The sequence below is a fragment of the Dokdonella immobilis genome (assembly GCF_900115085.1).
GTDB classification, from domain to species: Bacteria; Pseudomonadota; Gammaproteobacteria; order Xanthomonadales; family Rhodanobacteraceae; genus Dokdonella; species Dokdonella immobilis.
The window spans coordinates 1-23923 of sequence record NZ_FOVF01000012.1 but is presented as its reverse complement, the minus strand read 5'-3'; the positions used below and the strand labels follow the sequence as shown (position 1 = coordinate 23923).

At 66.9% G+C, this 23923-nt stretch carries 22 protein-coding genes, 1 pseudogene and 1 riboswitch; of the genes and pseudogenes, 18 read left to right on the top strand and 5 right to left on the bottom strand.

Annotated features, from left to right (window positions below):
• Positions 1–39 precede the first annotated feature (39 nt).
• The 6 genes and pseudogenes from BM125_RS10055 to BM125_RS19800 all read left to right on the top strand — a co-directional run.
• The gene (locus tag BM125_RS10055) at positions 40–798 is read left to right on the top strand and encodes a tetratricopeptide repeat protein (RefSeq protein ID WP_092407525.1); all 759 of its coding nucleotides are present in this window, start codon (positions 40–42) and stop codon (positions 796–798) included.
• Positions 799–943: 145 nt separating this feature from the next.
• Positions 944–2536, top strand: coding sequence for an ExeA family protein (locus BM125_RS10050; RefSeq protein WP_092407523.1), 1593 nt, complete (start codon positions 944–946; stop codon positions 2534–2536).
• A 13-nt stretch (positions 2537–2549) separates the two neighbouring features.
• Positions 2550–3491: a general secretion pathway protein GspB gene (locus tag BM125_RS10045; RefSeq protein WP_092407521.1), complete on the top strand. Its 942-nt coding sequence runs from the start codon at positions 2550–2552 to the stop codon at positions 3489–3491.
• A gap of 16 nt (positions 3492–3507) precedes the next feature.
• Positions 3508–4191 (top strand): rhomboid family intramembrane serine protease, encoded by a 684-nt coding sequence (locus BM125_RS10040; protein ID WP_092407519.1) that lies wholly within the window; start codon positions 3508–3510, stop codon positions 4189–4191.
• Between the two features lie 798 nt (positions 4192–4989).
• Positions 4990–5892 carry a 4-hydroxybenzoate octaprenyltransferase gene (gene ubiA, locus BM125_RS10030; protein ID WP_092407632.1) on the top strand — a complete coding sequence of 301 codons (903 nt, stop codon included), beginning with the start codon at positions 4990–4992 and terminating at the stop codon, positions 5890–5892.
• 55 nt (positions 5893–5947) lie between these two features.
• Positions 5948–6129, top strand: a pseudogene (locus BM125_RS19800) (IS3 family transposase); the annotation flags it as partial.
• 58 nt (positions 6130–6187) lie between these two features.
• On the opposite strand, the gene BM125_RS10025 reads toward BM125_RS19800, so the two are convergent.
• Complete coding sequence (locus tag BM125_RS10025) at positions 6188–6889, bottom strand: ComF family protein (protein WP_092407515.1); 702 nt, start codon at positions 6887–6889, stop codon at positions 6188–6190.
• Positions 6890–6980: 91 nt separating this feature from the next.
• Here BM125_RS10025 and bioB point away from each other — a divergent pair, with 91 nt between their 5' ends.
• Positions 6981–8018 carry a biotin synthase BioB gene (gene bioB / locus BM125_RS10020; RefSeq protein ID WP_175498000.1) on the top strand — a complete coding sequence of 346 codons (1038 nt, stop codon included), beginning with the start codon at positions 6981–6983 and terminating at the stop codon, positions 8016–8018.
• Positions 8019–8048: 30 nt separating this feature from the next.
• Here bioB and BM125_RS10015 read toward each other — a convergent pair whose 3' ends face one another.
• Complete coding sequence (locus BM125_RS10015) at positions 8049–9326, bottom strand: NAD(P)/FAD-dependent oxidoreductase (protein ID WP_092407513.1); 1278 nt, start codon at positions 9324–9326, stop codon at positions 8049–8051.
• A 107-nt stretch (positions 9327–9433) separates the two neighbouring features.
• Between BM125_RS10015 and bioF the strand changes: the two genes are divergently transcribed.
• From bioF to BM125_RS09985, 6 genes are all read left to right on the top strand, one after another.
• Positions 9434–10612, top strand: coding sequence for an 8-amino-7-oxononanoate synthase (bioF, locus tag BM125_RS10010; RefSeq protein WP_092407511.1), 1179 nt, complete (start codon positions 9434–9436; stop codon positions 10610–10612).
• Entirely contained in the window at positions 10612–11004 is a 393-nt protein-coding gene (locus tag BM125_RS10005; RefSeq protein ID WP_092407509.1) for a DUF7079 family protein, read from the top strand. Before bioF ends, BM125_RS10005 begins: the two co-directional genes overlap by 1 nt.
• 25 nt (positions 11005–11029) lie before the next feature.
• The gene (gene bioH / locus BM125_RS10000) at positions 11030–11785 is read left to right on the top strand and encodes a pimeloyl-ACP methyl ester esterase BioH (protein ID WP_092407628.1); all 756 of its coding nucleotides are present in this window, start codon (positions 11030–11032) and stop codon (positions 11783–11785) included.
• On the top strand, positions 11782–12663 hold the full coding sequence (gene bioC / locus BM125_RS09995; RefSeq protein ID WP_092407507.1) for a malonyl-ACP O-methyltransferase BioC: 882 nt from the start codon (positions 11782–11784) through the stop codon (positions 12661–12663). Before bioH ends, bioC begins: the two co-directional genes overlap by 4 nt.
• 54 nt (positions 12664–12717) lie before the next feature.
• Complete coding sequence (locus BM125_RS09990) at positions 12718–13800, top strand: phospholipase A (RefSeq protein ID WP_092407505.1); 1083 nt, start codon at positions 12718–12720, stop codon at positions 13798–13800.
• Between the two features lie 62 nt (positions 13801–13862).
• Positions 13863–13982: riboswitch (yybP-ykoY riboswitch) on the top strand.
• A gap of 93 nt (positions 13983–14075) precedes the next feature.
• Positions 14076–14651 carry a TMEM165/GDT1 family protein gene (locus BM125_RS09985; protein WP_092407503.1) on the top strand — a complete coding sequence of 192 codons (576 nt, stop codon included), beginning with the start codon at positions 14076–14078 and terminating at the stop codon, positions 14649–14651.
• A 1486-nt stretch (positions 14652–16137) separates the two neighbouring features.
• Here the strand turns inward: BM125_RS09985 and glnK are convergent.
• Positions 16138–16476 (bottom strand): P-II family nitrogen regulator, encoded by a 339-nt coding sequence (gene glnK / locus BM125_RS09975; RefSeq protein ID WP_092407499.1) that lies wholly within the window; start codon positions 16474–16476, stop codon positions 16138–16140.
• A gap of 370 nt (positions 16477–16846) precedes the next feature.
• On the opposite strand from glnK, the gene ubiK reads away from it, so the two are divergent.
• From ubiK to BM125_RS09955, 4 genes are all read left to right on the top strand, one after another.
• Positions 16847–17107: a ubiquinone biosynthesis accessory factor UbiK gene (gene ubiK / locus BM125_RS09970; RefSeq protein ID WP_092407497.1), complete on the top strand. Its 261-nt coding sequence runs from the start codon at positions 16847–16849 to the stop codon at positions 17105–17107.
• A 62-nt stretch (positions 17108–17169) separates the two neighbouring features.
• A complete protein-coding gene (locus BM125_RS09965) occupies positions 17170–18675 on the top strand; it encodes a YifB family Mg chelatase-like AAA ATPase (RefSeq protein ID WP_092407495.1) in 1506 nt (501 codons plus the stop codon).
• A 94-nt stretch (positions 18676–18769) separates the two neighbouring features.
• Positions 18770–19840, top strand: a complete 1071-nt coding sequence (locus tag BM125_RS09960) for an XdhC family protein (RefSeq protein ID WP_092407493.1) — start codon at positions 18770–18772, stop codon at positions 19838–19840.
• A complete protein-coding gene (locus tag BM125_RS09955) occupies positions 19833–20414 on the top strand; it encodes a nucleotidyltransferase family protein (protein WP_092407491.1) in 582 nt (193 codons plus the stop codon). Before BM125_RS09960 ends, BM125_RS09955 begins: the two co-directional genes overlap by 8 nt.
• Before the next feature lie 60 nt (positions 20415–20474).
• On the opposite strand, the gene BM125_RS09950 is transcribed toward BM125_RS09955, so the two are convergent.
• Positions 20475–21668 (bottom strand): putative peptide maturation dehydrogenase, encoded by a 1194-nt coding sequence (locus tag BM125_RS09950; protein ID WP_092407489.1) that lies wholly within the window; start codon positions 21666–21668, stop codon positions 20475–20477.
• 184 nt (positions 21669–21852) lie between these two features.
• On the opposite strand from BM125_RS09950, the gene BM125_RS09945 reads away from it, so the two are divergent.
• Complete coding sequence (locus BM125_RS09945) at positions 21853–22158, top strand: NHLP-related RiPP peptide (protein ID WP_092407487.1); 306 nt, start codon at positions 21853–21855, stop codon at positions 22156–22158.
• Here BM125_RS09945 and BM125_RS20210 read toward each other — a convergent pair.
• Positions 22125–23923, bottom strand: a 1799-nt coding sequence (locus BM125_RS20210) for a tetratricopeptide repeat protein (RefSeq protein ID WP_092407485.1), incomplete at its 5' end; no start/stop codon positions are given. The two genes, BM125_RS09945 and BM125_RS20210, sit on opposite strands and share 34 nt — an antisense overlap.

Here is a 23923-nt window from a genome sequence, read left to right as displayed (position 1 = left end):
CCGCAGACTTCCGCGCTGCCGTCGTTCGGAGTCTGAAGCGTGCCGATTTTCGGTCTGGGCCTGCACATCATCGTTGCCATCCTGTGTGCCGTGCACGCGCTGCGCACGGGTCAGGAGCGCTACTGGCTGCTCGTTCTGTTCATCTTTCCATTGCTTGGCAGCGTCATCTACGCGCTGGCGGTGGTCTTGCCGCAGCTTTCGGATTCGCGCGGGGGACGACGGGTCGTGCGCGACATTCGCCAGTCGCTCGATCCGGGTCGCGAGTTGCGCGAGGCGCAGGCCGAGTTCGAACACTCGGCGACCATCGCCAACCGCGTCCGCGTGGCCGATGCGCTGCACGGAACCGGCCGCTTCAGCGAGGCGATCGCGGCCTATGACGAAGCATTGCGCGGCGTGCACAGCGACGATCCCGACATCCAGGTCAAGTTGGCCCGTGCCCTGCTCGACGATGGTCGGGCGGTCGAGGCGCGCGAGCGGCTCGAGGCGCTGATCGGCCAGCATCCCGACTACAAATCCCCGGAAGGACACCTGATCTACGCCCGCGCCCTCGCCGCCAGCGGCGATCGGACCCGGGCGCGAGAGGAATTCGATGTCCTGATCGGCTACTTTGCCGGCATCGAGCCGCGCGCACGCTACGTCGGGATACTGCGCGACTGGGGCGAGGATGCGGCGGCCGATGCGCTGGTCGAGGAATCCCTTCGGCATATCAAGCACATGCCGGCCGGTTCGCGGCGCCTCAACGAGGAATGGATCCGCCAACTGAAACGGGCGCCGAAGCGGATTGGCGCCGCAACCTGAACGGCCGGCGCGCCGAACTTGTCGCCGAAAGGCGGGGTCCCTTGCAGTCCAGACCCCAGCCTTGCGTGCTGGACGGACGCTGCAAAGCGCCCGCGCCGACACGCCTGGCGGGCGTGCGCACAGCCGGGTCGGTTAGAGTAGGCATATGTATCTCGAGTATTACGGCCTGCGCGAGGCCCCGTTTTCGATAACGCCGGACCCGCGCTATGTTTTCCTGTCCGAAAGGCACCGGGATGCGCTCGCGCACCTGCTCTACGGGGTCGGCAAGGGCGGCAGTGGTGGCTTCGTCCAGCTCACCGGCGAGGTCGGCACCGGCAAGACCACGCTGAGCCGCCTGCTGCTCGAACAATTGCCGGAAAACACCCAGGTCGCCCTGCTGCTCAATCCAAAGCTGTCGCCGGTCGAGATGATCGAGACTGTCTGCGAGGAGCTCAAGCTCGACATCACTGGCAAGCGCGGCAGCCTCAAGGGACTCACCGATACGCTCAATACCTATCTGCTCGATGCCTATGCGCAAGGTTTGCGCGTGGTCCTGATCGTCGACGAGGCGCAGAACCTCTCGCTCGACGCGCTCGAGCAGATCCGCCTGCTGACCAATCTCGAAACGCCGACCCAGAAGCTGTTGCAGATCATCCTGCTCGGCCAGCCCGAACTGCGTGACATGCTGGTCCGGCCCGAGCTGCGCCAGCTCGCCCAGCGCATCACCGCGCGCTACCACCTGACCCCTCTCGACGCGGCCGAGACCGAAGCCTACGTCAGGCATCGCATGGCCGTCGCCGGTTGCCAGCACGTTCCGTTCTCGCGACTTGGACTTCGCGCGCTCTACCAGCGCTCGACCGGCATTCCGCGCCTGATCAACGTGATCGCCGATCGCGCGCTGATGGCAGGTTATGCGCGTGAACAGCAGAGCATCGGCGAGCGCCTGGTCGACCGCTCGGCCGACGAGACCCTGCCGGGCCACGCCCGCTATTGGGTGCGCCGCTACGCGCGCTGGGTGATCGCCGCCCTGCTACTGGTGGCCCTGGTCGCTGTGCTTTACCCGCGCCAGCAAGCGGACCCTGTCGACCAGACGCCGCAAATGAGGTCGCCGCCACCGGCGCCGGTCGAAGACGGCGCCGCCCTGCTGCAGGCGCGCCTGTCCAAAGCCCCTGAAACCGAACTGTCGACGGTCACCCAGCTGCTTTCGCGCTGGCAAGTCGGTTCCGCCGAAGCCTCGGTCCGCGTCGCGACACGCTGTCCGCCGATGATCGCCGCCGGGCTGTATTGCCTGCGCGGGCGGGGCAGCCTCGACCAGGTCTTGCGTTTCGACCGTCCCCTGATCCTCGTGCTGGGCCAGGACGACTACACCGCCCATGCGCTGCTCCAGGGTGCCGGTCGCCAGCAGGTTCAGCTTGACCTGGCTGGCGAGAGCATCAAGCTGCCACGGGCGGATCTGGAGCGCTTCTGGACCGGCGAATTCATGGCCATCTGGCGCGTTCCGGCCAGCATCAACGGTTCGATCCGCCGCGGTGACGCGGGGCCGGGCGTGGCCTGGGCCAAGCAAAGGCTGCGTCATCTCGACGGCGGCGCGGGTGCCGACAGCGGTCCGGCCTATTTCGATGCCGAGATGGAGGAGCGCGTGCGCAAACTGCAGCTCGCCTACGGGATCCAGGCCGATGGCATCATCGGACCGGAAACCCTGTTCGCCCTTTCCGCACTGGACGAATCCGGTCCGCACCTGACCCGCAACATCGAGTAGAACGCACCACGCCATGTCGCTGATCCTTGAAGCCCTGAAGAAATCCGAACGCCAGCGCCGGCTTGGCGAGTCGCCGTCGATCGGCTCGCCGATCATGGCGGTGCGCCGTCGTCGCAGCCTGCTGCCGGTGCTCGTTGCGCTGATCGCAGTGGCCCTGCTCGGCCTGTGGTGGATGCGCCGCGCCAGCGAGACTCCACCGACCGAGGCTGCGGCTGTCCCGCCAAGCCCGCCCGCGCTGACGTTGGCCAGCAAGGAGGAAGCGGCCCGCCCGCCAGCGCGCAGCGCGATCACCTTTGACGGCTTGCCTCCAAGCGCAAACCCCGCCGCCGAAACGGCACAGAGCAGCTCCGCCGAGCGCATGCCGCGCAGCAAGGTCGCGCCCGACGCCACCGCCGGAATGCGTCCTGACCTGCGCGAGAAAGTGAAAAGCGGCGAGCTGGTCGTGGCCAATCCGCAACTGCTCAAACCGGGAGAGCCGGCCACGATCAAGGAATCGGAACCGCAACCGGCGAGCGCCGATCCGGCCGCTGTCGAATCGACGCGTGCGGCCACGGATGCGGGGGCCGTCGCGGTTCCGCCATCGCCGCCCCAGGGCGAGCCCAGGGCAAACCCCGCCAGGCTCACTGCTCCGGCAAGCCCGCCGTCGAAGCCGGAGGCCTCCGCCGCTGCACCTGGCAATCCGGCCGTGTCGGCGCCGGCTGCCGGAACGGCACCGGCCGATTCGATCAAGTTGATCTGGGAGCTGCCCTACGCGGTTCGTCGGGAGTTGCCGGAGATCAAGCTGACCATGCACGTATTCGCCAACGCCCCGGAAAACCGCTTCGTCATCATCAATGACGCCCGCCATGTCGAGGGCGACGAGATCGATGGCATGAAGCTCGTCGAGATCCGCAGCGACGGGGTCGTCTTCGAGCGCGAAGGCCAGCGGTTCCTGTATCCGCGCGGCGGCCGCTGAGGCGGCCCAAGCCGGCATGTTCATCCAGCTCGAGAGTCGCCGCCGGCCGCCGCCCACCTGGGCTACCCTTCTGCTGGTCGGCATCTGCGTGGCCATGTTCCTGTGGATCGCCACCGAGCCGGCCAGCGGCCGCACCCGTCTGCTGATGGTCTGGGGCACGGTGCCGGCAACCCTGCTCGATACCTCGGCGCCGTGGGCGATCCAGCTGGCCGAACTGCGCTTCGCGCGCCTGGTCACCGCGCTCTTCATCCATGCCGACTGGATACACCTGACGACCAACCTGCTGTTCCTGATCATCTTTGGCGTACCGACCGAACGCGCCCTCGGCGCCGCGCGCTTCCTGGTGCTCTTCGTCATCGGCGGCGCGCTGGCCAACCTGATCGGCGCGCTGACCTTGGCCACCACGAACTCTCCGATCATCGGTTCCAGCGGCGCCGTCTCGAGCGTGGTCGGCGCCTACCTTGCGCTGTATCCGCGCGCCCGCCTCGGTCTGGTCCTTCCGCTCGGATTCTTCCTCGAATTCGTGCGCGTGCCGGCTTCGCTACTGATCGGTTTCTGGGCCGTCCTGCAGATCCTGTTCACCTATGTGGGCCCGGCCTTTGGCGCGGTGGCGTGGTGGACCCATATCGCGGGATTCCTGCTCGGCATCGTCTTTGCGCTGATGTGGCGCCCGGGAATCGCCCGACGCGCGCGCCGGTAACGGCCGAAGGTCGTCGATTGCGATGGCGCACACTACACTGGGCGCATGAGCGACACGCCTCCTCCACCAAACGATCCACCCCGCAGGCGACCGCGGTCGCCCGGCGCTGGCGCGCTGCCGCCGTCGCCGCGCAAGACGGCACCCCGCAAGAGCGTCGATGACGAGAGCATCGCCAAGCAGGCGCCATTGCCGCGGCCGCCGACGCGGCGCGTCGTGCCGAAAGCAAGCTCTCAGTCCGATCGGCCCGCGGCACCCGAATCGGTGAAGGCCGCGTCGGGCAAGCCGGACCTGCCCCACGGTGCGCTGCCGATGCCTCCCAGGCGAACGGCCTCTTCACGCGCCAACTCATCGCCTCCGGCCAGAACCAGGCCTGCGGCCGCCGAGCAGCTTTCGGCTCCCGAGTCGCCAGCAAACGCCAAGCCCTCTGCGCGGCGGCCGGCGCCGCGCAACGAAACGCCATCGCAGGCGCTTGCGGCGCCGGCGCGCGCCCGGTCGACTCCCTCCGTCGAGCCATCCACGCGTGATCCGGCCTCGATGGGTCCGCCGCGGACCGGCAGGCCCACCACCGCACCACCTGTCCCCCGGGAGTCGAGCCCTGCAGCGACACGCAACCTGGACCAGGGCCGTGTGCCGGAATCGAACGACCCGGCTTCGGAGAGCGCCCAGGAAGAGCGCGCCATACCGCCACCCTGGGCAGTCGGGCCGGCCGCGCTCGCGACCGCGGCCGCGGCCGCGCCGCCGAGCCGCCAAGCCGTCAGGTCAACGCAGCCTCATCCGGCCGATGCCTCGACCCGCTCGATGCGCGTCATCGAGTGGTTGACCGATCGTCTGCGCGATCCCTGGCGCGAACGCATTCGCCAATACCTCGTGCTGATGCGCATGGACCGCCCGGTCGGCGCACTGCTGCTGCTGTGGCCGACCTGGTGGGGGCTCTGGTTCGCCGCCAACGATTTTCCGCCGATCGGCGCGCTGGTCATCTTCACGCTCGGCGTTTTCGTCATGCGCTCTGCCGGGTGCGTGATCAACGACTACGCCGACCACGCCTGGCTCGACGCACATGTCGAGCGCACGCGCGGCCGGCCGATGGCAGCCGGCCGCGTTTCCAGGCGCGAGGCGATCCTGTTGTTCCTCGGCCTGCTCGCCTTCGCCTTCGCCCTGGTCCTGTTCACCAATGCGCTGACCATCAAGCTGTCGTTCGCCGGCGCTGCGCTGGCCGCGATCTATCCGTTCTGCAAGCGCTATACCCACCTGGCCCAGGTCGTCCTCGGCGCCGCGTTCGGCTGGTCGATTCCGATGGCTTTCGCCGCCGTGACCGGTGCCGTACCGGCCATGGCCTGGCTACTCTTCCTCGCCAACGTGCTGTTCTCGACGATCTACGACACCGAGTACGCGATGGTCGACCGCGAGGACGACATCCGCGTCGGCGCCAAGTCGACAGCGATCCTGTTCGCCGACGCCGACCGCCCGATCATCGGCATCCTCATGGCCACCTTCCTGTTCGCCATGCTCCTCGCCGGCATGCGCGCGCAACTGGTCTGGCCCTACTTCGCCGGCCTGGCGATCGCCGCGGCGCTGTTCGGCTGGCAGCAATGGATCATCCGCAAGCGCGAACGCGAAGCCTGCTTCGCCGCCTTCCGCAACAACAACTGGGTCGGCTGTGTGTTGTGGGTCGGCCTGCTGCTGGCTTTGGCGATTCGCTAGCGCCGCGCTCTTTTGACCGTCCGCGAATGCGTGATCCATTTTCGTGCTTGTGAGCCGCGAGCGCGATCGGCTTGCGGTGGAACTTATACCCTAGCTGATCCCCTCCGGGCCCAACCACACCTGGTCCATGGACTTTGTCTTCAAGCTCTATCCAATGGCCGGCTGAGCAAATGCCCGACGGTGGTCGATGTCTGCACCAAGGAAGCCTTCGAAATCGTGGTAGCCAAGCGCAATAACAGATACCCAGCTAAAACGTGCCTTCCAGCACACTTTCCTGCGAGACAGGTAACCAGGATCACGATCGCGCTGGCGCGCGCGCAAGGGCCCAGACATCGACCTGCCGGACCCCGGCCCGAAGCAGCACGCGGGCGCACTCATTGAGGGTCGACCCGGTCGTCATGACATCGTCGAGGATAGCCACGTGATCGGGGATGTTGCCGGGTGCGACCACGGCAAACGCGCCACGCAGGTTGCGTCGGCGTGCGCGGGCATCGAGTCCTGTTTGCGCCGCGGTCGGGCGCGTGCGTGTCAGCAGATGCAGATCGAGCGGAATGCCGAGCGCGCTCGCCAGCGGCCTGGCCAGTTCGAGGGCCTGGTTGAAGCCACGCTCGCGCAGGCGTGTGGCGTGCAGGGGCACGCAGAGCAGGCGCTGCGGACGGGCCAGCGACGGCTCGCGTTGGGCGGAATCGACGAAGAGTTCAGACAGCACCCGGCCGGCGGCCAGGTCACGGCGGAATTTGAAGCGGGCTTCGAGCAGGTCGAGCGGATGGCCATAGCGGAACGGTGCCCAGGCCCGCGAGAAAGCCGGTTCGCGGCGCAGGCATTCGCCGCACTGGGCCGCGGCATGGGCCAGGGGCAGGGCACAGCGCGCGCAGCAGGTGTTGTTGCGCGGCAGGTCGGCTTGGCAGCCGGCGCAGAGGTCGCGTCCCGCCGCGCCTGCGCCGCCGCACAGCAGGCAGCGCGCCGGCAGCAGCGCGCGCAGCGCTCGCCCACCCATGCCGTCAACCCAGCGTGTCCATTCCAAGTTGACAGCCTCCCATGCCGAACCCAGACTTCCTGCACCACTCTACCGAACTAGGGACCCCCTGATGCCTGAACTGCGCCACGACTGGACCCGCGACGAAGTCCTCGCGATCCTCGACCTGCCGTTCGCGGACCTGCTCCACCGTGCCCACGCCGTGCACCGGGCCCATCACGACGCCAACGCGGTGCAGGTCTCGACCCTGCTCTCGATCAAGACCGGCGGATGTCCGGAAGATTGCGCCTACTGCCCGCAGGCCGCGCGCTATTCGACCGGTGTCCAGGCCGAAAAGCTGTTGCCGCTGGAAACCGTGGTCGAGCGTGCCCGCCAGGCTCGGGCAGCCGGGGCGACGCGCTTCTGCATGGGCGCGGCCTGGCGCTCACCCAAGGATCGCGACGTGCCGAAGGTGGCGGCGATGATTCGCGCGGTGCGCGACCTCGGCATGGAAACCTGTGCCACGCTGGGCATGCTGTCCGGGGAGCAAGCCGCCGCCCTGCAGGCGGCGGGGCTCGACTACTACAACCACAACCTCGACACCGCGCCCGAGTTCTATGCCGATGTCATCCGCACCCGCGACTACCAGGATCGCCTCGACACCCTCGGCCACGTGCGCAAGGCTGGAATGAAGACCTGTTGCGGCGGCATCGTCGGCATGGGCGAAACGCGCGATCAGCGCGCCGGTCTGTTGCACGCGCTGGCGACCTTGCCCGAGCACCCGCAATCGGTGCCGATCAATCGTCTGGTCCAGGTCGAAGGCACGCCGCTGGCCGGCACCGCACTGCTTGATCCCTTCGAGTTCGTGCGTACGATCGCCACGGCGCGCATCGTCATGCCGGCCTCGATGGTGCGACTGTCGGCCGGTCGTGCGGAGATGAGCGACGAACTGCAGGCCCTGTGCTTCTTCGCCGGTGCGAACTCGATCTTCTACGGTGAGAAGCTGCTGACCACGGGCAATCCTGACGTCGTCGCCGACCAGCAGCTGTTCGCGCGGCTCGGCATCCATGCCATGCAGATCGACGCCATCGATTCCGACGCTGCGCGCACCGTGCACGCAGCGATCCACGAGCCGGCCTGCGATACCGCCGCGGAAACAGCGGTTGCCTGACGGCCTCGCCCTGCACCAGGGCGACCGCCGTCAGTGCAGCTTCAGGCGACCTGAAACGCGGCGTTGCAGGAGTCGCGCGAGGGCCAGCACGAGCGTGTTCCAGAAGCCCAGGATGGCCCGGTGATGATCCAGATGCAGCGCCATGTACATGCCCTTGGCGATCAGGCCATCGACGAAGAAGTTGCGTCCACCGAGGCCCCCCATGAGGCTGCCGAGACCGCGCTTCTCGCCGAGCGAGACCAGCGAGCCGAAGTCGCGGTAGGCAAAGTCGCGACCGAAGTCTCGACCACGCAGGCGGGCCATCAGCAGATCGGCCAGATAGCTGGCCTGCTGGTGGGCCGCCTGGGCGCGCGCCGGCACGAGCCGATCGCCCCAGGCACAGGCCGCGCAGTCACCGAGGGCGAAAACGCCGGCACCCGAGGTCTCGAGTCGGGCGTTGACGACGAACTGGTTGGCGCGATTGATTTCCAAACCGTAGCCGGCGTTGCTCTCGGCCGCCTTGATGCCGGCAGCCCAGACGATCAGATCGGCTTCGATGGTTCGCTCGCCGGCGACCAGGTGGTCTTCGGCGATTCGCGAAACCGGCGCCGAGACCTGCACGGTGACGCCGCGCGCTTCGAGCGCGGCCTGGGCCTTGGCCGAAATCCGCTCCGGCAGCGCAGCGAGGATCCGCGGGCCGGCCTCGATCAGACTGATGTCGAGGCGGAAGTGCTGGTCGCGGGACAGGCCGAGCAACATGAGCTGGTGCGCCTCGAGCAACTCGGCCGACAGTTCCACGCCGGTTGCACCGGCACCGACAATGGCGATTCCGAGCTTGCGCTCGCTGGAGAATGCCGCGCGCGTGAACGCCGCGAGCAGGCGACGCTGGAAGCGGATCGCGTCGCTCGCCCTTTCCAGCACGAAGGCATGCTCGGCGCCGGGTGTACCGAAGAAGTTCGAGCCGCTGCCGATGGCCAGCACGGCCCAGGTGAAACTGATTCTGCGTGCGGGTACGATCTGCTCGCCAGTGTCATCGACGACTTCGGCAAGGCTGAGCGTTTTCCCCTCTGCATCGAGGGCGGCGATCTCGCCGAGCGTGAAGCTGAAATGGTTGCGTCGCGCAAGGATCACGTAGGAGAGGCCTTCCTGATGCGCATCGAGCGTGCCCGCGGCGACTTCATGAAGGGTCGGTTTCCAGATGTGGACGACCGAGCGGTCGACCAGAAGGATCTTGTCGCGCCCGATTTTTCTGCCGAGCCTGCGACCGAGCTGCGCGGCCAGCTCGAGGCCGCCGGCGCCACCTCCGATGATCACGATTTCGTAGTGCATGGCGACAGGGCGGGCTCGCTGGGCGAAACGAGGAGCCCAAGGATAGCCGGGCTGGCCAACGCGTTCACCCTCGTGCCGGTAGCTGGCAGGATCACAGGTTCCCGGCGGTGAACCGACCCCCGCTATTGAGCCGCCTGGCCCGGGCTTCGGGCGACCGCGCCCGTGATGCCCTGCTGCGACGCTTGCGAACGATCACCGACGTCGAGGGATCGCATGTCGTCGTCGACGGCAAACGACTGCTCAACTTCGCCAGCAACGACTATCTGGGGCTGGCCCAGCATCCGGCGGTCGTCGAAGCCCTTGTCGGCGCCGCCCGACGCTGGGGTGTCGGCGCGTCGGCGGCCCATCTCCTCGGCGGTCACCGCGAGGAACACGACCTGCTCGAGCGCGAACTGGCGGCCTGGTGCGGGCGCGATCGTGCCGCGCTGTTCTCGACCGGCTACATGGCCAATCTCGGCATCATGCAGGCGCTGCTCGACCCGCGCGCGGTCTGTATCCAGGACAAGCTCAACCACGTCTGCCTGATCGATGGCGCCCGCCTGTCCGGCGCCCGCTTGCGTCGCTATGTGCACGCCGATGTCGACAGCGCGCGCCGCCAACTCGACTCGGACCCTGCTGCGGCAGCACTGCTCGCCACCGACGGGGTCTTCAGCATGGATGGCGACATCGCGCCCTTGCAGGCACTGGCCAGGCTCTGTCGCGAGCAGCAGGCCACCCTGGTGGTCGACGACGCGCACGGACTCGGCGTGCTCGGCGCCGATGGCAGTGGCAGCGTCGCCGATGCGGGGCTGGGCCAGGCCGACGTGCCGGTCTACATGGCGACCCTGGGCAAGGCCCTGGGCGTCGCCGGGGCCTTTGTCGCCGGCTCCGAAGCGCTGGTCGATGGTTTGATCCAGTTTGCACGCACCCATGTCTACACGACCGCCATGCCGCCGGCGCTGGCCGCTGCGACCCGGGTCGCCGTGAGGCTGGCCCGCGACGAAGCCTGGCGTCGCGAAAAGCTGGCCCGCCTGATCACGCAGTTTCGCGCGGGTGCCACCCGCCGGGGCATCGCCCTGGCCGAGTCTCGAACACCGATCCAGCCGGTCCTGGTCGGCAAGAGCGACGAGGCGACCCGCCTGTCCGCACAGCTGGAGGCGGCCGGATTCTTCGTGCCGGCGATCCGGCCACCCACCGTGGCCGAAAACGGGGCGCGCCTGCGCGTCACCCTCTCCGCGGCGCATGAGGAAGCCGATGTCGATGCGTTACTGGCGGCGCTCGGTGCCAGCTGGGCGACGCCCGGGTGATGCGCGACATTGCGGATATCGAAATGCGTCGCGGCGTCTGGATCAGCTTCTCCGAACTCTACCTCGACACCGATCCGGTGCCGGCCTACGCCCATGTGGCGCGCACCCTGGCGGCATCGCCGTACCCGCTCGATGAACTTCGCCACATCCTGTTCGAGGAGGTGCACCCGATCGTGCGCGCAAACCTGTGGGCCAGCGCCGGCATCTGGGATGGCTTCGACAACGACTGGCTTTGCGCACGTATCGCCGCTCGCCTCGCACGACCGCGCTGGCTGCGGCTGCCGGCCGGGCTGTTCGCCGCTACGGCGAAGACTTCGTGGCGCGAGCTGGAACCGCGCATCGCCCGGCTGCGGGAAGCCGGCACCGTTGTCCTCCAGAACACGTCAAAATAGACCGGTGAACCTCTCGATCAAGACCATGGGGCGAGGCCCCGATCTCGTCCTGCTGCATGGCTGGGCCATGCACAGTGGCATCTTCGCGCCGCTCAGCGAGCGCCTGGCCGGGCGTTTCCGCCTGCATCTGGTCGACCTGCCGGGGCATGGCGACAGCCACGAATTCACCTCCGGTGATCTCGATCCAGGGCGCCTGGCCCGAGCCATCGCCGCCGCCACGCCGCCTGCGCTCTGGCTCGGCTGGTCGCTCGGTGGACTGATTGCGCTGCGCGCGGCACTCGATCTGCCGGGCCAGGTCAGCGCGCTTGTGGAGATCGCGTCGAGTCCCCGCTTCGTGCGCGCCGCGGACTGGCCGCATGCGGTTCCGGCGGCGATCTTTCGCGAATTCGGATCGAACCTGGTGGCCTCCTTCCGACCCGCGATCGAACGCTTCCTGGCCCTCGAGACGTTGGGCTCGGTCCATGCCCAGGACGAGCTGCGCGAACTCAAGGCCCATGTCTACGAACGCGGCGAGCCGTCGGAACAGGCGTTGCACGAGGGGCTCGACCTGCTCGATCAATGCGATTTCCGCGCGCAACTGTCCGCGCTGGCGATGCCGAGCCTGTGGATTGCCGGGCGCCGCGATCGCATCGTTCCGCCCGGCGCCCTGCGCTGGGCAGCCTCACAATGCACGCACAGCGACTTCCTCGAACTGTCGGCCGGACATGCACCGTTCCTCAGCCACGCCGCGGAGGTCGCCGAAGCCGTCGCGGCCCTGGCGAGCGCACAGCAGCCGGCATGAGCGGACCGTTCGACGGCCAGCAAGTGCGCCGTGCCTTCGGTCGCGCGGCAACAAGCTACGAAGCCCATGCGGCCCTGCAGGATGAAGTCCAGCGGCGTCTGCAGGAACGCCTCGACGATCTGTCGCTGAGCCCGCAGCGCGTGCTCGATGTCGGCAGCGGCACGGCACGCGGCACGGCGGCCTTGCGCAAGCGTTTTCCGCAAGCGCAGACGATCGCGCTCGATCTGGCGATGCCGATGCTGCGCGCCGCGCGCAGGCATCGTTCGTGGCTGCGGCCCTTCGCCCGCGTCTGTGCCGACGCCGAGTCGCTGCCGCTGGCCGAGAACAGCATCGATCTGCTGTATTCCAGCCTCTGCCTGCAATGGTGCGGGCAGCTCGATGCGGTGTTCGACGAGTTTCGCCGCGTGCTGCGCGCCGACGGCGTGGTCCTGTTCAGCACCTTCGGGCCACAGACCCTGATCGAGCTGCGCACGGCCTTTGCCGAAGTCGACCAGACGCCCCATGTGAGCCGATTCCTCGATATCCACCAGATCGGCGATGCCCTGCTCGCGGCCGGATTCCGCGACCCGGTGCTCGAGCGCGATGTCTTCACCCTGACCTATGCCGATGTCCTCGGCCTGATGCGCGAATTGCGCGCGATCGGTGCGACCAACGCCGACACCGGACGCGCGCGTGGCCTGACCGGCAAGGCCCATCTGCAGCGCGTCATCGAGGCCTATGAGGTGAACCGCCACGAAGGTCGCGTGCCGGCCACGTATGAGGTGGTCTACGCGCTGGCCTGGGCACCGCAGGCCGGTCAACCGCGTCGTTCTGCGCAGGGTGCGGTCGCCAGTTTCCCGCTCGATCAGTTGCGCGGTTCGCGACGTGTTCGGCGCTGACCGGATAGACGCGCAGGGCTCCGATTCCGCTACGATGCGGACACTTTGCTATTCATGGAATACCGTGACGTGAGCCGCGCGCTGCAGTTCGTGCTTCTCCTGATGCTGGCGTCGGGCACGACCGCGCACGCTGCCGGGACGGTTGCGGACGCAAGCCACTGCGCCGGCATCGAGGCCGATGATGCGCGACTTGCCTGCTACGACCGTGCCTTTGCCGAATCCGATGCCGATACGCAACAGGCGCGAGCGCTTTCGGCGACCGATGTCTTTGCGCGGTCGTCCGCGATGCCCAACAGCCGATGCGACAAGGGGCCGCCCAGTTCGCTGCTCGATTCGCGCTGGGAACTCGATGCCGCGAACGAGGCGTCCGGCAAGGCCGCGCCGTTCTGCATCCGGCCGTATCGCCCGATTTACCTGATGCCGTACTACACCTCGCGCACGAACCGGCTGCCGAGTTCGCCCGCACCCGAAAACACCGTGACCGAACCGGAAGACATCACGCGCGGCGAACTGAAGTACCAGCTCAGCCTGAAGACCAAGATCCTCGACGACATCTTCGGCGACAACGGCGACTTCTGGATGGGCTATACCCAGGTCTCGCACTGGCAGATCTTCAATGCCCAGCGCTCGCGTCCGTTCCGTGAAACCAATTACGAACCCGATGCCAATCTGATCTTCCGGACCCACTACGACGTGCTCGGCTGGAACGCCCGGCTGCTCGGCTTCGGCCTCGTGCACCAGTCGAACGGGCGCAGCGATCCACTGTCGCGCAGCTGGAACAGGGCCACGGCCTCGATCGGACTCGAAAAGGAAAACTGGACGATCACGCTGCGGCCGTGGTGGCGCGTGCTCGAGTTCGGTGACGACAACAATCCCGACATCAGCGACTACATGGGGCGCGGCGACGTCGAAATCATCCGCGTCGCCGGCGACTCGCAGTTTGCCTTGCTGCTGCGCCACTCGCTGCGTGGTGGTGATCGCAGCCATGGCGCCGTGCAGTTCGACTGGGCGTTCCCGATTGCGCCGCCACTGCGCGGTCATGTCCAGGTGTTCAACGGCTACGGCGAGAGCCTGATCGACTACAACCATCGCGCCTGGTACGCGGGCGTCGGCCTTTCCCTGATCGAGTGGTACTGAACCGAACCGAAAGGCGACCAGGGGCGCGGTTTCGGCCGACATGGCCGATCTGGTAGAATCCTCACCGCTCCAACGGGGAGTAGTCGACCGCATCGAAACGCTGCGGGGTCCGCGTCAACACACTTGGCGACCACGCCATGGCGCGAACGTATCCGCGCGCAGTCATGCGCCTCGCGGATTCCGGCAAGACCGCTGGTTCGCACGTGATGATCCCGGGCCGGGGCCGCGCGTGTGGATCATCGCGTCCTTGATCGCCCCGGCCCGTCGGAGTACCCATGCAAACCCTGTTCATTTCGACCGCGGCCGTGGCGATCGCCGAGATCGGCGACAAGACCCAGTTGCTGTCCCTGATCCTGGCTGCGAAATATCGCCGGCCGCTGCCGATCTGCATCGGCATCTTCGTCGCGACCCTGCTCAATCACGCATTGGCCGGCTGGTTCGGGGCCGCGATCGCAGCATGGCTGCAGCCCTCGACGCTGACCTGGATCGTGGCGTTGTCATTCTTCGCCATCGCGCTGTGGACGCTGGTTCCCGACAAGGTCGATGGCGATGACGTGCGCGGCATGGCCGGACATGGGGTGCTGGTCGCCACGGTGATCGCCTTTTTCCTCGCCGAGATGGGCGACAAGACCCAGGTCGCCACGGTCGTGCTGGCCGCCCGCTATTCGCCACTCTGGGAGGTCGTCGCCGGTACCACGATCGGCATGTTGCTGGCCAACGTACCGGTAGTCTGGCTCGGTGCGCGTTTTGCGCAGCGCCTGCCATTGCGGACGGCGCGCTACAGCGCTGCGGCACTGTTTGCGGCCCTGGCGATATGGATCGTGGCCCGCCAGGTGGTTCCGGGCCCTTGATGGTCTGCACTGCCTCGGTCCGGAGCCCGGATTTGCACACTGCTGCGGCGCATTTTCCCCGGCACAGCAGTGAGTTCGTCATCAATGCCCGAGTCACCTCGCTTCCATCGTAGGAGCGCCTTCAGGCGCGATGCTCTCTCCGCACGACTCGAACTTCTACGCCGCCGTCCCTGACCTGCGAGAGGCTCCGAACAGGCCGGACTTCGACCGGGCAGGGACCCAGTGCCTTGGCCTTTCCGCTTGTTCGTGCATCGCTGCGCGGCGCATTCTTGGGATAGGAGCAGAGCTTTCACTCGCATTCGGCGAGCGAGTCATATTGTTGTCACTGTAGGAGCGCCTTCAGGCGCGATGCTCTTTCTCCACGTTTCGAACTTCCACGCCGTCGTCCCTGCCCTTCGACAGGCTCAGGACGGACCGGACTTCAGCCTGGCAGGGAACCAGTGCCTTGGCCTTTTCGCTTGTTCGTGCATCGCTACGCGGTGCATCCGTCATGGCAAAGGCTTTCACACGCGCCCGAGGGACGAAGGGCAGGAAGCCAGGAGTCAAGGAAGTATCCAAGAGAAAGGCCACCCCAAAGCGGTGGTCTCCGTGCATCCTGCCCTGCGATTGCGCAGCCGGGCTACGGGGGTTCGCTGACAACACCTCCGTGGCTGGCAGCGAACGGGGCGCGATCCCTCGCGCCCACCCTGCGGACCTTTGCTTCGCCCGGCCGCCACCGCTTACGGGGCCCGGTTAGCGCGCAACCTGTGCGCCCAAGTAGAAGCGCCAGCCAAGGCCCCTCATCCGCCTTTGGCACCTTCTCCCGCAATGCGGGAGAAGGAAGAGCAAGAGCCCCAGCCGAAGCCCAGGCCGAAGCCTAAACCTAAGCGGAAGCGGAAGCGTCCTGATCCGGTTTATTCCCGGCAACCCTCGCGTTCGCCCTTCGGGCCGGCTGTCAGCGTTCGCGCTCGATCCCGTCGCGCGCAGTCGGCACCTCCCGCCCGCGGGGGAAGAAACGGCAAGCGCCCATCACTCCCGTTCGTCCTGAGCGTAGCGCAGCGAAGTCGAAGGACAGTTCTGGCAAAAACCCCCATCCACTGGGCCGGCCGCAAGACAAAGACCGCGAAGATCGGGGAACAACAGCACAGGGCGCCGATTCCAGGCACCACGACACGCCAGCCAAAGACCATTGCGGCGAGACTTCGCGCCTGGGGAGGCTCTGAACACCACCCTTGTTCCGTTCAATCCATTGCTTGGGCGACGCCTGCCTGCGCGCGGCTCTTTGTTACGCCATATTGAAAGACGGCCCGTCTGTCTGCGCCTGTGCGCCGTGATCTGCGCGCAGGCAGGTGTCGTGACGATTGCGCCACGTGTTCAGCGCCTCGCAAGTGTGGTGTCCCGCAAATAACGCGAAGAAATTTCGGATGGATTTCATGGCGAGGACGAGCAACGCGGTATCGCCGTGAAAGACGCCGGAATTATTTGATGGAGATTGCGGGACACCACACTAGAGGGCGTCGTCGTCGAGCTCGCCGGTGCGAATGCGCATGACCTGGTCGAGCTGCCAGACGAAGATCTTGCCGTCGCCGATCTTGCCGGTGTTGGCGCTCTGGCGCAGGGCCTCGACCACGCGCTCGAGCTGGTCCTCGGCGACCGCGATCTCGATCTTGATCTTGGGCAGGAAATCGACGACGTACTCGGCACCACGATAGAGTTCGGTATGGCCCTTCTGGCGGCCGAATCCCTTGACTTCACTGACCGTGATGCCCTGCACGCCGATGTCGGCCAGTGCCTCGCGCACATCATCCAGTTTGAACGGCTTGATGATCGCCATGACCATTTTCATCGGCGTGTCCTGTCATTGCGGTAGCGGCGGTGCCGACTATAGCGGAATGCCGTGTGGCGGGAACCGTGTAGGAAATTTCCTACAGGAAAATCCGAATTCGCCCACTGCGCGATTGCCAACGGCTGCCTAGACTTTGGCTCAAGGGATGGCCCGTCGGCACTACCGCTGACGCAGGCGCAGGGATGCACGCAGGGAGGCAGGCAAGGACGCACGCAGGGATCTGCAGCCGGCCGCGTCGACGCTTTGCGTCGGCGCAGCCGGCACCCCCGTCACGGGACTGCCGCGACGTACGCCTCGAATCGTCCCACCGGGCAGCCGAGCGCGCGTTCGACGAGTACCATTTGACCCTTCGCTTGTACCGAGGTTTGCCATGATTCCCGCCAGCAGCATCGATGAACTCGCCCAGCGCCTCGCCGCCCTCCTTCCGCCCGGTCTCAAGGAGGCCCGTGAGGATATCGGCGCGAATTTCCGCAGTGTCCTGCAGGCCGGGCTCGGCAAGCTGGACCTCGTGACCCGCGAGGAATTCGACGTGCAGCGCTGCGTATTGCTGCGCACGCGGGAAAAGCTCGAAGCGCTGGAGCGCCAGTTGGCAGCGCTGGAAACCGCGCTGAACACGCAACCGCGACACTGATCACGGCGGCCGCCCGGTCAGCGGCCGCATCCTGTCCACCTGACCTGACGACCCTGCCGCCGATGAGCCTCGCCGTTGTCTACAGTCGTGCTCAGGAGGGCGTCAGCGCGCCGCTGGTGATCTGCGAGGTGCATCTCTCGGGCGGACTGCCGAGCACCTCGATCGTCGGCTTGCCCGAAACCGCCGTGCGCGAAGCCCGCGATCGGGTGCGCGCGGCGATCCTCAATTCCCAGCTCGATTACCCGCAGCGCAAGGTTACGGTCGGTCTGGCCCCGGCCGACCTGCCCAAGGACGGTGGCCGTTTCGACCTGCCGATCGCGCTCGGCATCCTGGCCGCCAACGGCAGCATTCCGCGCGATGCGCTGGAACGCTACGAATTCCTCGGCGAGCTGGCCCTGTCGGGCGAATTGCGCGCCGTGCATGGCGTGCTGCCGGCCGTCCTGCGCGCCGCGCGCACCGGGCGCAGCGTGATCGTGCCGCGCGACAATGCGGCCGAAGCAGCGCTCGTCAGCGACGTCGACGTGCGTTGCGCCGACACCCTGCTCGAGGTCTGCGCGCACCTGTGCGGACGCGATGAACTCCCGGTCGCCCAGCGCGCCGAGCCGCAGCCACGCGACAGCAACGAACCGGATCTCGCCGAGGTGCGCGGTCAGCCTCACGCGCGTCGCGCCCTCGAGATCGCCGCCGCCGGCGCGCACAATCTGCTGCTGGTCGGTCCACCCGGCACCGGCAAGACCATGCTGGCCTGCCGGCTGCCCGGCATCCTGCCGCCACTGGCCGAGCACGAGGCGCTCGAACTGGCCGCGGTGCGATCGGTGGCGGGCCTCGGCGCCGGCATCGACGACTGGATGCGGCGCGCCTTTCGCGCGCCGCATCACACCGCCTCGGCGGTCGCCCTGGTCGGTGGCGGTTCGGTACCGCGCCCCGGCGAGGTCTCGCTGGCCCATCACGGCGTCCTCTTTCTCGACGAATTGCCCGAGTTCGACCGCCGCGTGCTCGAAGTGCTGCGCGAACCGATCGAGTCGGGGCACATCACGATCTCGCGGGCCGCCCGCCAGGCTGATTTCCCCGCCCGCTTCCAGTTGGTCGCGGCCATGAACCCGTGTCCATGCGGCCATGCCGGCGATCCGGGCGGGCGCTGTCGCTGCACACCGGACCAGATTGCACGCTACCGCGCGCGCATTTCGGGACCGTTGCTCGATCGCATCGACCTCAAGCTCGAAGTACCCCGGGTCAACCACGCCGAGCTGCGCGAATCGACCCCCGGAGAGCCTTCGGTCCGGGTCCGCGAACGAGTGGTCGCGGCACGCGAGCGCCAGCTTGCACGCTCGGGAAAGCCGAATGCCTGGCTCAACAATCGCGAAACCGAGCGCGATTGCGCCTTGGGAGACCACGAGCACGCCTTGCTCGACCGTGCCGTCGAGCGCCTTGGCCTGTCGGCGCGGGCATACCATCGCGTGCTCCGGGTGGCGCGCAGCATTGCCGACCTCGCCGGATCTACCCGTATCGAGGGGGTGCATCTGTCCGAAGCGATCCAGTTCCGACGATTCGACCCGGCCCGGCTCTGATTCACCGGTTCGCTCTCCGCCCGGTTGGATCCTTGACCCCCGCGCATTGACATCGCTGCCATCCCGCTCCGGTCCCGGGTACACTTGTGCGGACATGCCCAGTCACTTGTCCGCCGTTGCGCCACCCGCAGCACGCCTGGCGCCATTGCCAGTTGGCGGCGGCATGCGGGGTATCGCCGAGACCGCGCAGGCACTGGCTGCACGCTCGGTCGATTGCGTGCTTGCCCTCGTGGTCAGCAGCTCCGGCACCTCGGCACGTCCGCGCGGCGCCATGGGTCTCGTCGATGCCGAGCGCGTGCAGTCGGGTTCGCTCAGTGGTGGCAAACTCGAGCAGCGCCTGCTCGAGGCAGCGCGTGCGGTGCTGGAGGGCGGCCGTGCGAACACGGTCGAGATCGACGCCTTCGACGACAGCAGCCACGCATCGGCCCTGCCCAGCGACAGTCTGGGCTCGATGCAGATCGCCTTGCTGCCGATGCCCGCACGAGGATCACCCTTGCGCGATGCCCTGGTCAGCGCCTGCGTCGGCAGCTCCTGGCTGCGCTTGCGCCTGGACCTCGGCGCTGACCCGGGCGCAGGCGGCGATCTCGGGTTCGGCGAGGCACGCACCGGACCGGAGGTTCATGTGTTCAACAGCCGTGGTGAAGCCTGTGCCGGTCCGGTCGAGTTCGTCCGTCATGCCAGCCTGAGCTTTGCGCCGCCGCCACGGATTGCCCTGCTCGGGGCGGGACCCGAATCCCGCACCTTGGTGCGCATGGCCCGCCTGCTTGGCTGGTACATCGAAGTGGTCGATCAGCGTACCGAGCGCGATACTTATTTCGACAACGAGGGAGCCGATCGCTTGCATGCCATCGCCCCGGAAATGCTGCCGACGCTGCTCGCCGAGCGCCATTTCGATGCCGCGGTCATCGGTGGCCATGACTTCGACCTGGACATGCGTCACCTGCGTCATCTCGGCGCATCGGGCATCGGCTATGTCGGTTTGCTCGGACCACCCGAGCGTCGTGACGCCCTGCTCGGGCGTCTCGGCGACATCATCGCGACCCAACTCGAGCCGCGCCTTTACGCACCGGTCGGACTGCGTCTGGGCGGCGACGGTCCGGAGGCCGCGGCGCTGGCGATCATCGCGCAGATGCAGTATTACCTCGCCCACGACGTGCATGCCTGAACCGGCAAGCGCGCGGCACGGGGTGATCGTGCTCGCGGCGGGGCGCTCGCGGCGCCTTGGCCAGGCCAAGCAACTCCTGACCGTGGACGGCGAAACCCTCGTTCATCGTGCGGTGCGCCTGGCGCTGCAAACCGGACCGGCCGATTGCGTGGTCGTCTGTGGTCCTGAGCCCGGTCCTGTCGCGGCGTCGGTCGCCGATCTCGCTTGCCGCTGCGTGACCTGCGCCGACGCGGACGCAGGTCTGTCGGCTTCGCTGCGCCATGGCCTTCGCGAACTGGACGCGCGCTGTGGCGGCGCACTGGTGGTGCTGACCGATCAACCCGATCTCGACGCGGCGCACCTCCAGGCCTTACGCGACACCTGGCGGGAGAAGCCTGATTGCGCAACGGCCAGCGGCTACGCCGGCACCCTGGGCGTGCCGGCTCTGTTGCCGCGAAGCTGGTTCGCCTCGCTGCTCGAAGGGACCGGCGATACCGGCGCGCGCGAGTTGTTGCGCGCTGGAAGAGACCACGTACAAGTGGTCTTGGCACCGCGACTCGAGCGCGACATCGATTGCCCGAACGACCTCGAATAGCCTTCCTGGCGAGACTCGAACGCCGAACCGGCAACGCATCGCCTTCGTCGAGACTCGCGCCTACTCGACCTTCTTCATCCCGCCGCCATTCGGCCAGACGCTGCCCAGCGGATCGAACTCGACCTCATCGACGAACTCGCCACGCCAGCCGAATCCGCTTACGGCGAGCACGCCCTCGAGCATCGGATCGAGACCGAAGATCTCCTCGATGTCGCGCTCGTTGACGGCGGCGGTGATGAACGCGGCGAGGCCGCGTTCGGCGGCGGCGAGGTACAGCGTCTGCGACAGATGCCCGGCATCGAGGATCACCGCGCGGTAGGCCTTGGCGTGGTTGCGGTATTTCCAGAAAGTGCGCCGGAAGCGGCTGGCGAGCACGATCACGACATGCGCCTTCATGAAATGACGCTGCCCGGCGACCAGACGCAGGGCCAGCGCTTCACTGTCTTCGGGGGCCACTTCGGCCAACGGCTCGAGGGCGTGATCGATCGGGTGATAGTGGTACAGCCCGGGCCGCACGCCTTCGACGTTCTGCACGAGCAGATACGCCTCGGTCGGATGCAGCCCGCCCGCCGAGGGTACGGCGCGCTTCATCACCGTGATGCCCGGTTCGTCGCTGGTTGCGCGAGCGCCGAACGTCCGATACAGCGTAGTTGCAAAGTCCTCGGTCGATAGCGGCCGCGTGGTGTCCCAGTTCCGGCATGTCACGCGTTGCCGGATCAGCGCCTCGAGACCGCTGTCGGCCGCCTTGCCGAGCGCGATACGCCGGCCAGGCTCGACGCGTTCGCGAACCGGCGCCTCGGGCGCGCCGAGGCGATCGAGGAACGGGCGATCGCTCTCTCGGCCGAAACGCTGCTCTGCCTCGAGTGTGTCGATCCCCCGCCAGCGCGTGTGCCGGTGCAGCGCGGCCGAGATGCCACGCCAATGGCTTGCGCGTACGTCTTCGTCACGGCGTCGAACGTCGCCCTGTGCCCCGGCGTCGCTGATCAGCAGGCCCTTGCCCAAAAGGCCTTGCAGCACCCGCAGATGCGCTGGGTCTGCAATCGAATCCAGATCGACCCACTTCTCCGGAGACATCGTCCCCAATGCCTGCATCTCGTCGGCACAAAGCAGCAATTCGTCATCCAGATGGGCCGCCAGCGCGATCCACTCGAGAACGGTCTCGACGCCGGTTCCGCCGGAGACCAGCCGCGCCAGATCGAAATCCAGTCGTTCCCTCGGTTCAACAAAAACCACCGCGCAACGGCGTACCTGCATGGAAGCGATCCGAACGGAAAAGTTCTGCTAGCCTACGCAGTGCAGAGGTTGGCCCACAAGGGCAACGCGGCCGGCCCCTCCAGCATCGATTCGCGCACCGGTCCTATATCTGGCTCCGCGCGACCGCTGATTCGCTGGCCAGGAACGGCCAGTCCTTTGCCAAATCACTCAGGGGGAACGATAGATGAACAGCACACGCCTGCAAAAGGAGCACGAGCTGAATCTGCTCAAGAAGCTGTCGACCGACGATGCATACCGTGCGCGCTTCGAAGCGAGTCCCAGCGACGCACTGAAGGAGATTGGCGTACCTGATGGCGCCGTGTCGTCGCTGGATGCGCAGGCCCTCTTGCCCGGAAAACTGGCCACTAAGGACGAGATCGCCAGGGCGCATGCAAAATTGGACGCAGAGAATCTGACCGACCACGCGTGCATGGTCTGGCCCCTTCTCCGCGTCAACTACGGCGAGTCCTCCGGACCCAAATCCGACTGAATCTCGGTCATCCTGCGGGCCAGCGCGGGGAACGGCTTCACGTCCGGCCAGGCGTTGCGGAAGGCGCCGAGCATTTCACCCGCTTCCTTGCGGTTTCCGAGGGTGCGGGAGAGCTCCGCGGCACGCAGCAGGGCCAGATTCGCCTGCTTGATGTTGAAGGTCGTGAGCAGGTTTCCTGGACTGTACTCCGCATAGGCACGCCCCCGATGGGCGGTGAGCCAGCGTGCCTCATCAAGTGCCATACGGGCTTGGCCAGCTGCGGAATGCGCATTGAGCAGCGCGACATGCGTCAAATACAACTCGGATCCGTCGAGCAGTTTGTTCAGTTGTTCGATGGCCCGATCCGGCTGGCCGTTGGCGCGCGCGATCTCCGCCCTCGCAATGGCCCTCAGCTTGTAGTTGGCCGAATACTCGGGAAAGTTCTGGTCGGCGAGCCCGGCCAATCCGGCCCGCGCCCCCTCGACATCACCCTGGTTCGCTCGCAGGTAGGCGAGAAGCAGAATCTGCGCGTCAAGACTCTCTGCAGCGGCCGTTGCCGCGACTTGCTTCAGGCTCAGGGCTCTCGCCATCGCCTTGCGCAGTAGGATCAGCCGTTGCGCATCGCTCGTGTCGCCCAAATCGCCCCCGATGCTCAGTTCCATCGCCTCGAACAAGCCGGACAAAGCATTGCCTGCAGGGACATCCATCGCGCTGGCGGAGAGATGACGCATGGCTTCGGCGAGCAATCCACGGTCCACGAGAAACGCGCTCTCTAACGCGCCGCGCGTAGATCGCACGACTGCATTCTCGGAGGCCGTGGCGTCCGGGGATCGGGCAAGTGTCGCGGCCGCCTGATCGAACTTTCTTTGCGAGGCCAGGGTGGCGGCGTGATATTCGGTACGAACGAAGCCCTCACTTTCGGCCTCGGCAAAGGTGCGCAGCGCTTCTTCGGCTCGCTCCTCACCTGCCAGCAGGATTCCGAGCAAATGCAGCGATGCCTGGCGAGACGGATTCTTCATCGACGCCGCGGCTTCTGCCAGCGACAATGTTTTCTTGTCGAAATGATTTGCATATCGCCAATTGAAGTATGCGCAGCCCGCAGTGCCGGCAAAATAGTCCGGATAGGTCTCCGCCAGCGCCGACCACTTCGTCGCCACGTCGGGTTGCGCGCGAAGGGTAGACAGCAAGACCTCGGCATAGAGCACATCGCGCGGCGATAGTCGCTCTCTTCTGGACAGCGCCTGTTGCAGGGCGGCATCGGCGGCGTCGGAACGCCCGGAGCTTGCGTGGATGGTGGCGACCCTGAGACTGGCCGAGGAAAACGTCGTGTCGATGGCCAGCGCCTGTTGATAGAGGGCCATCGCTTCCTTGAACTGTCCCCTCACATAGTTGTGATTGCCGAGGGAATAGGCCTTCAAGGCATCCAGATTGTCCGTCGCAACCTTCTCCAGCGGCCTGGACTCCTTCGACACGGTCGCCAGGGCCTCGCCGAGTCGCACGCGCAGGCGGCTGTTGATGGTGTCGAGCGAGGGCAGGATGGATTCCTTGCCGATGCCATCGGCGGTCTCGGAGTAGACCGTGGTCTGGGTCTGCGGATCGATCACCTCGGCGGTGATGCGTACGCGCCCGCCGATCTCGGCGATGGTCGGCAGGATCAGCGCCTTGGCACCGTCGCGGATCGCCACTTCGGAGCCGACCGCACGGTCGATCTCGGTCTTGTCCGGATCGCGTTGCATGCGCGTGACCGTGTCGCGGACCTTCAGGTCGGGCATCACGTTGACATAGC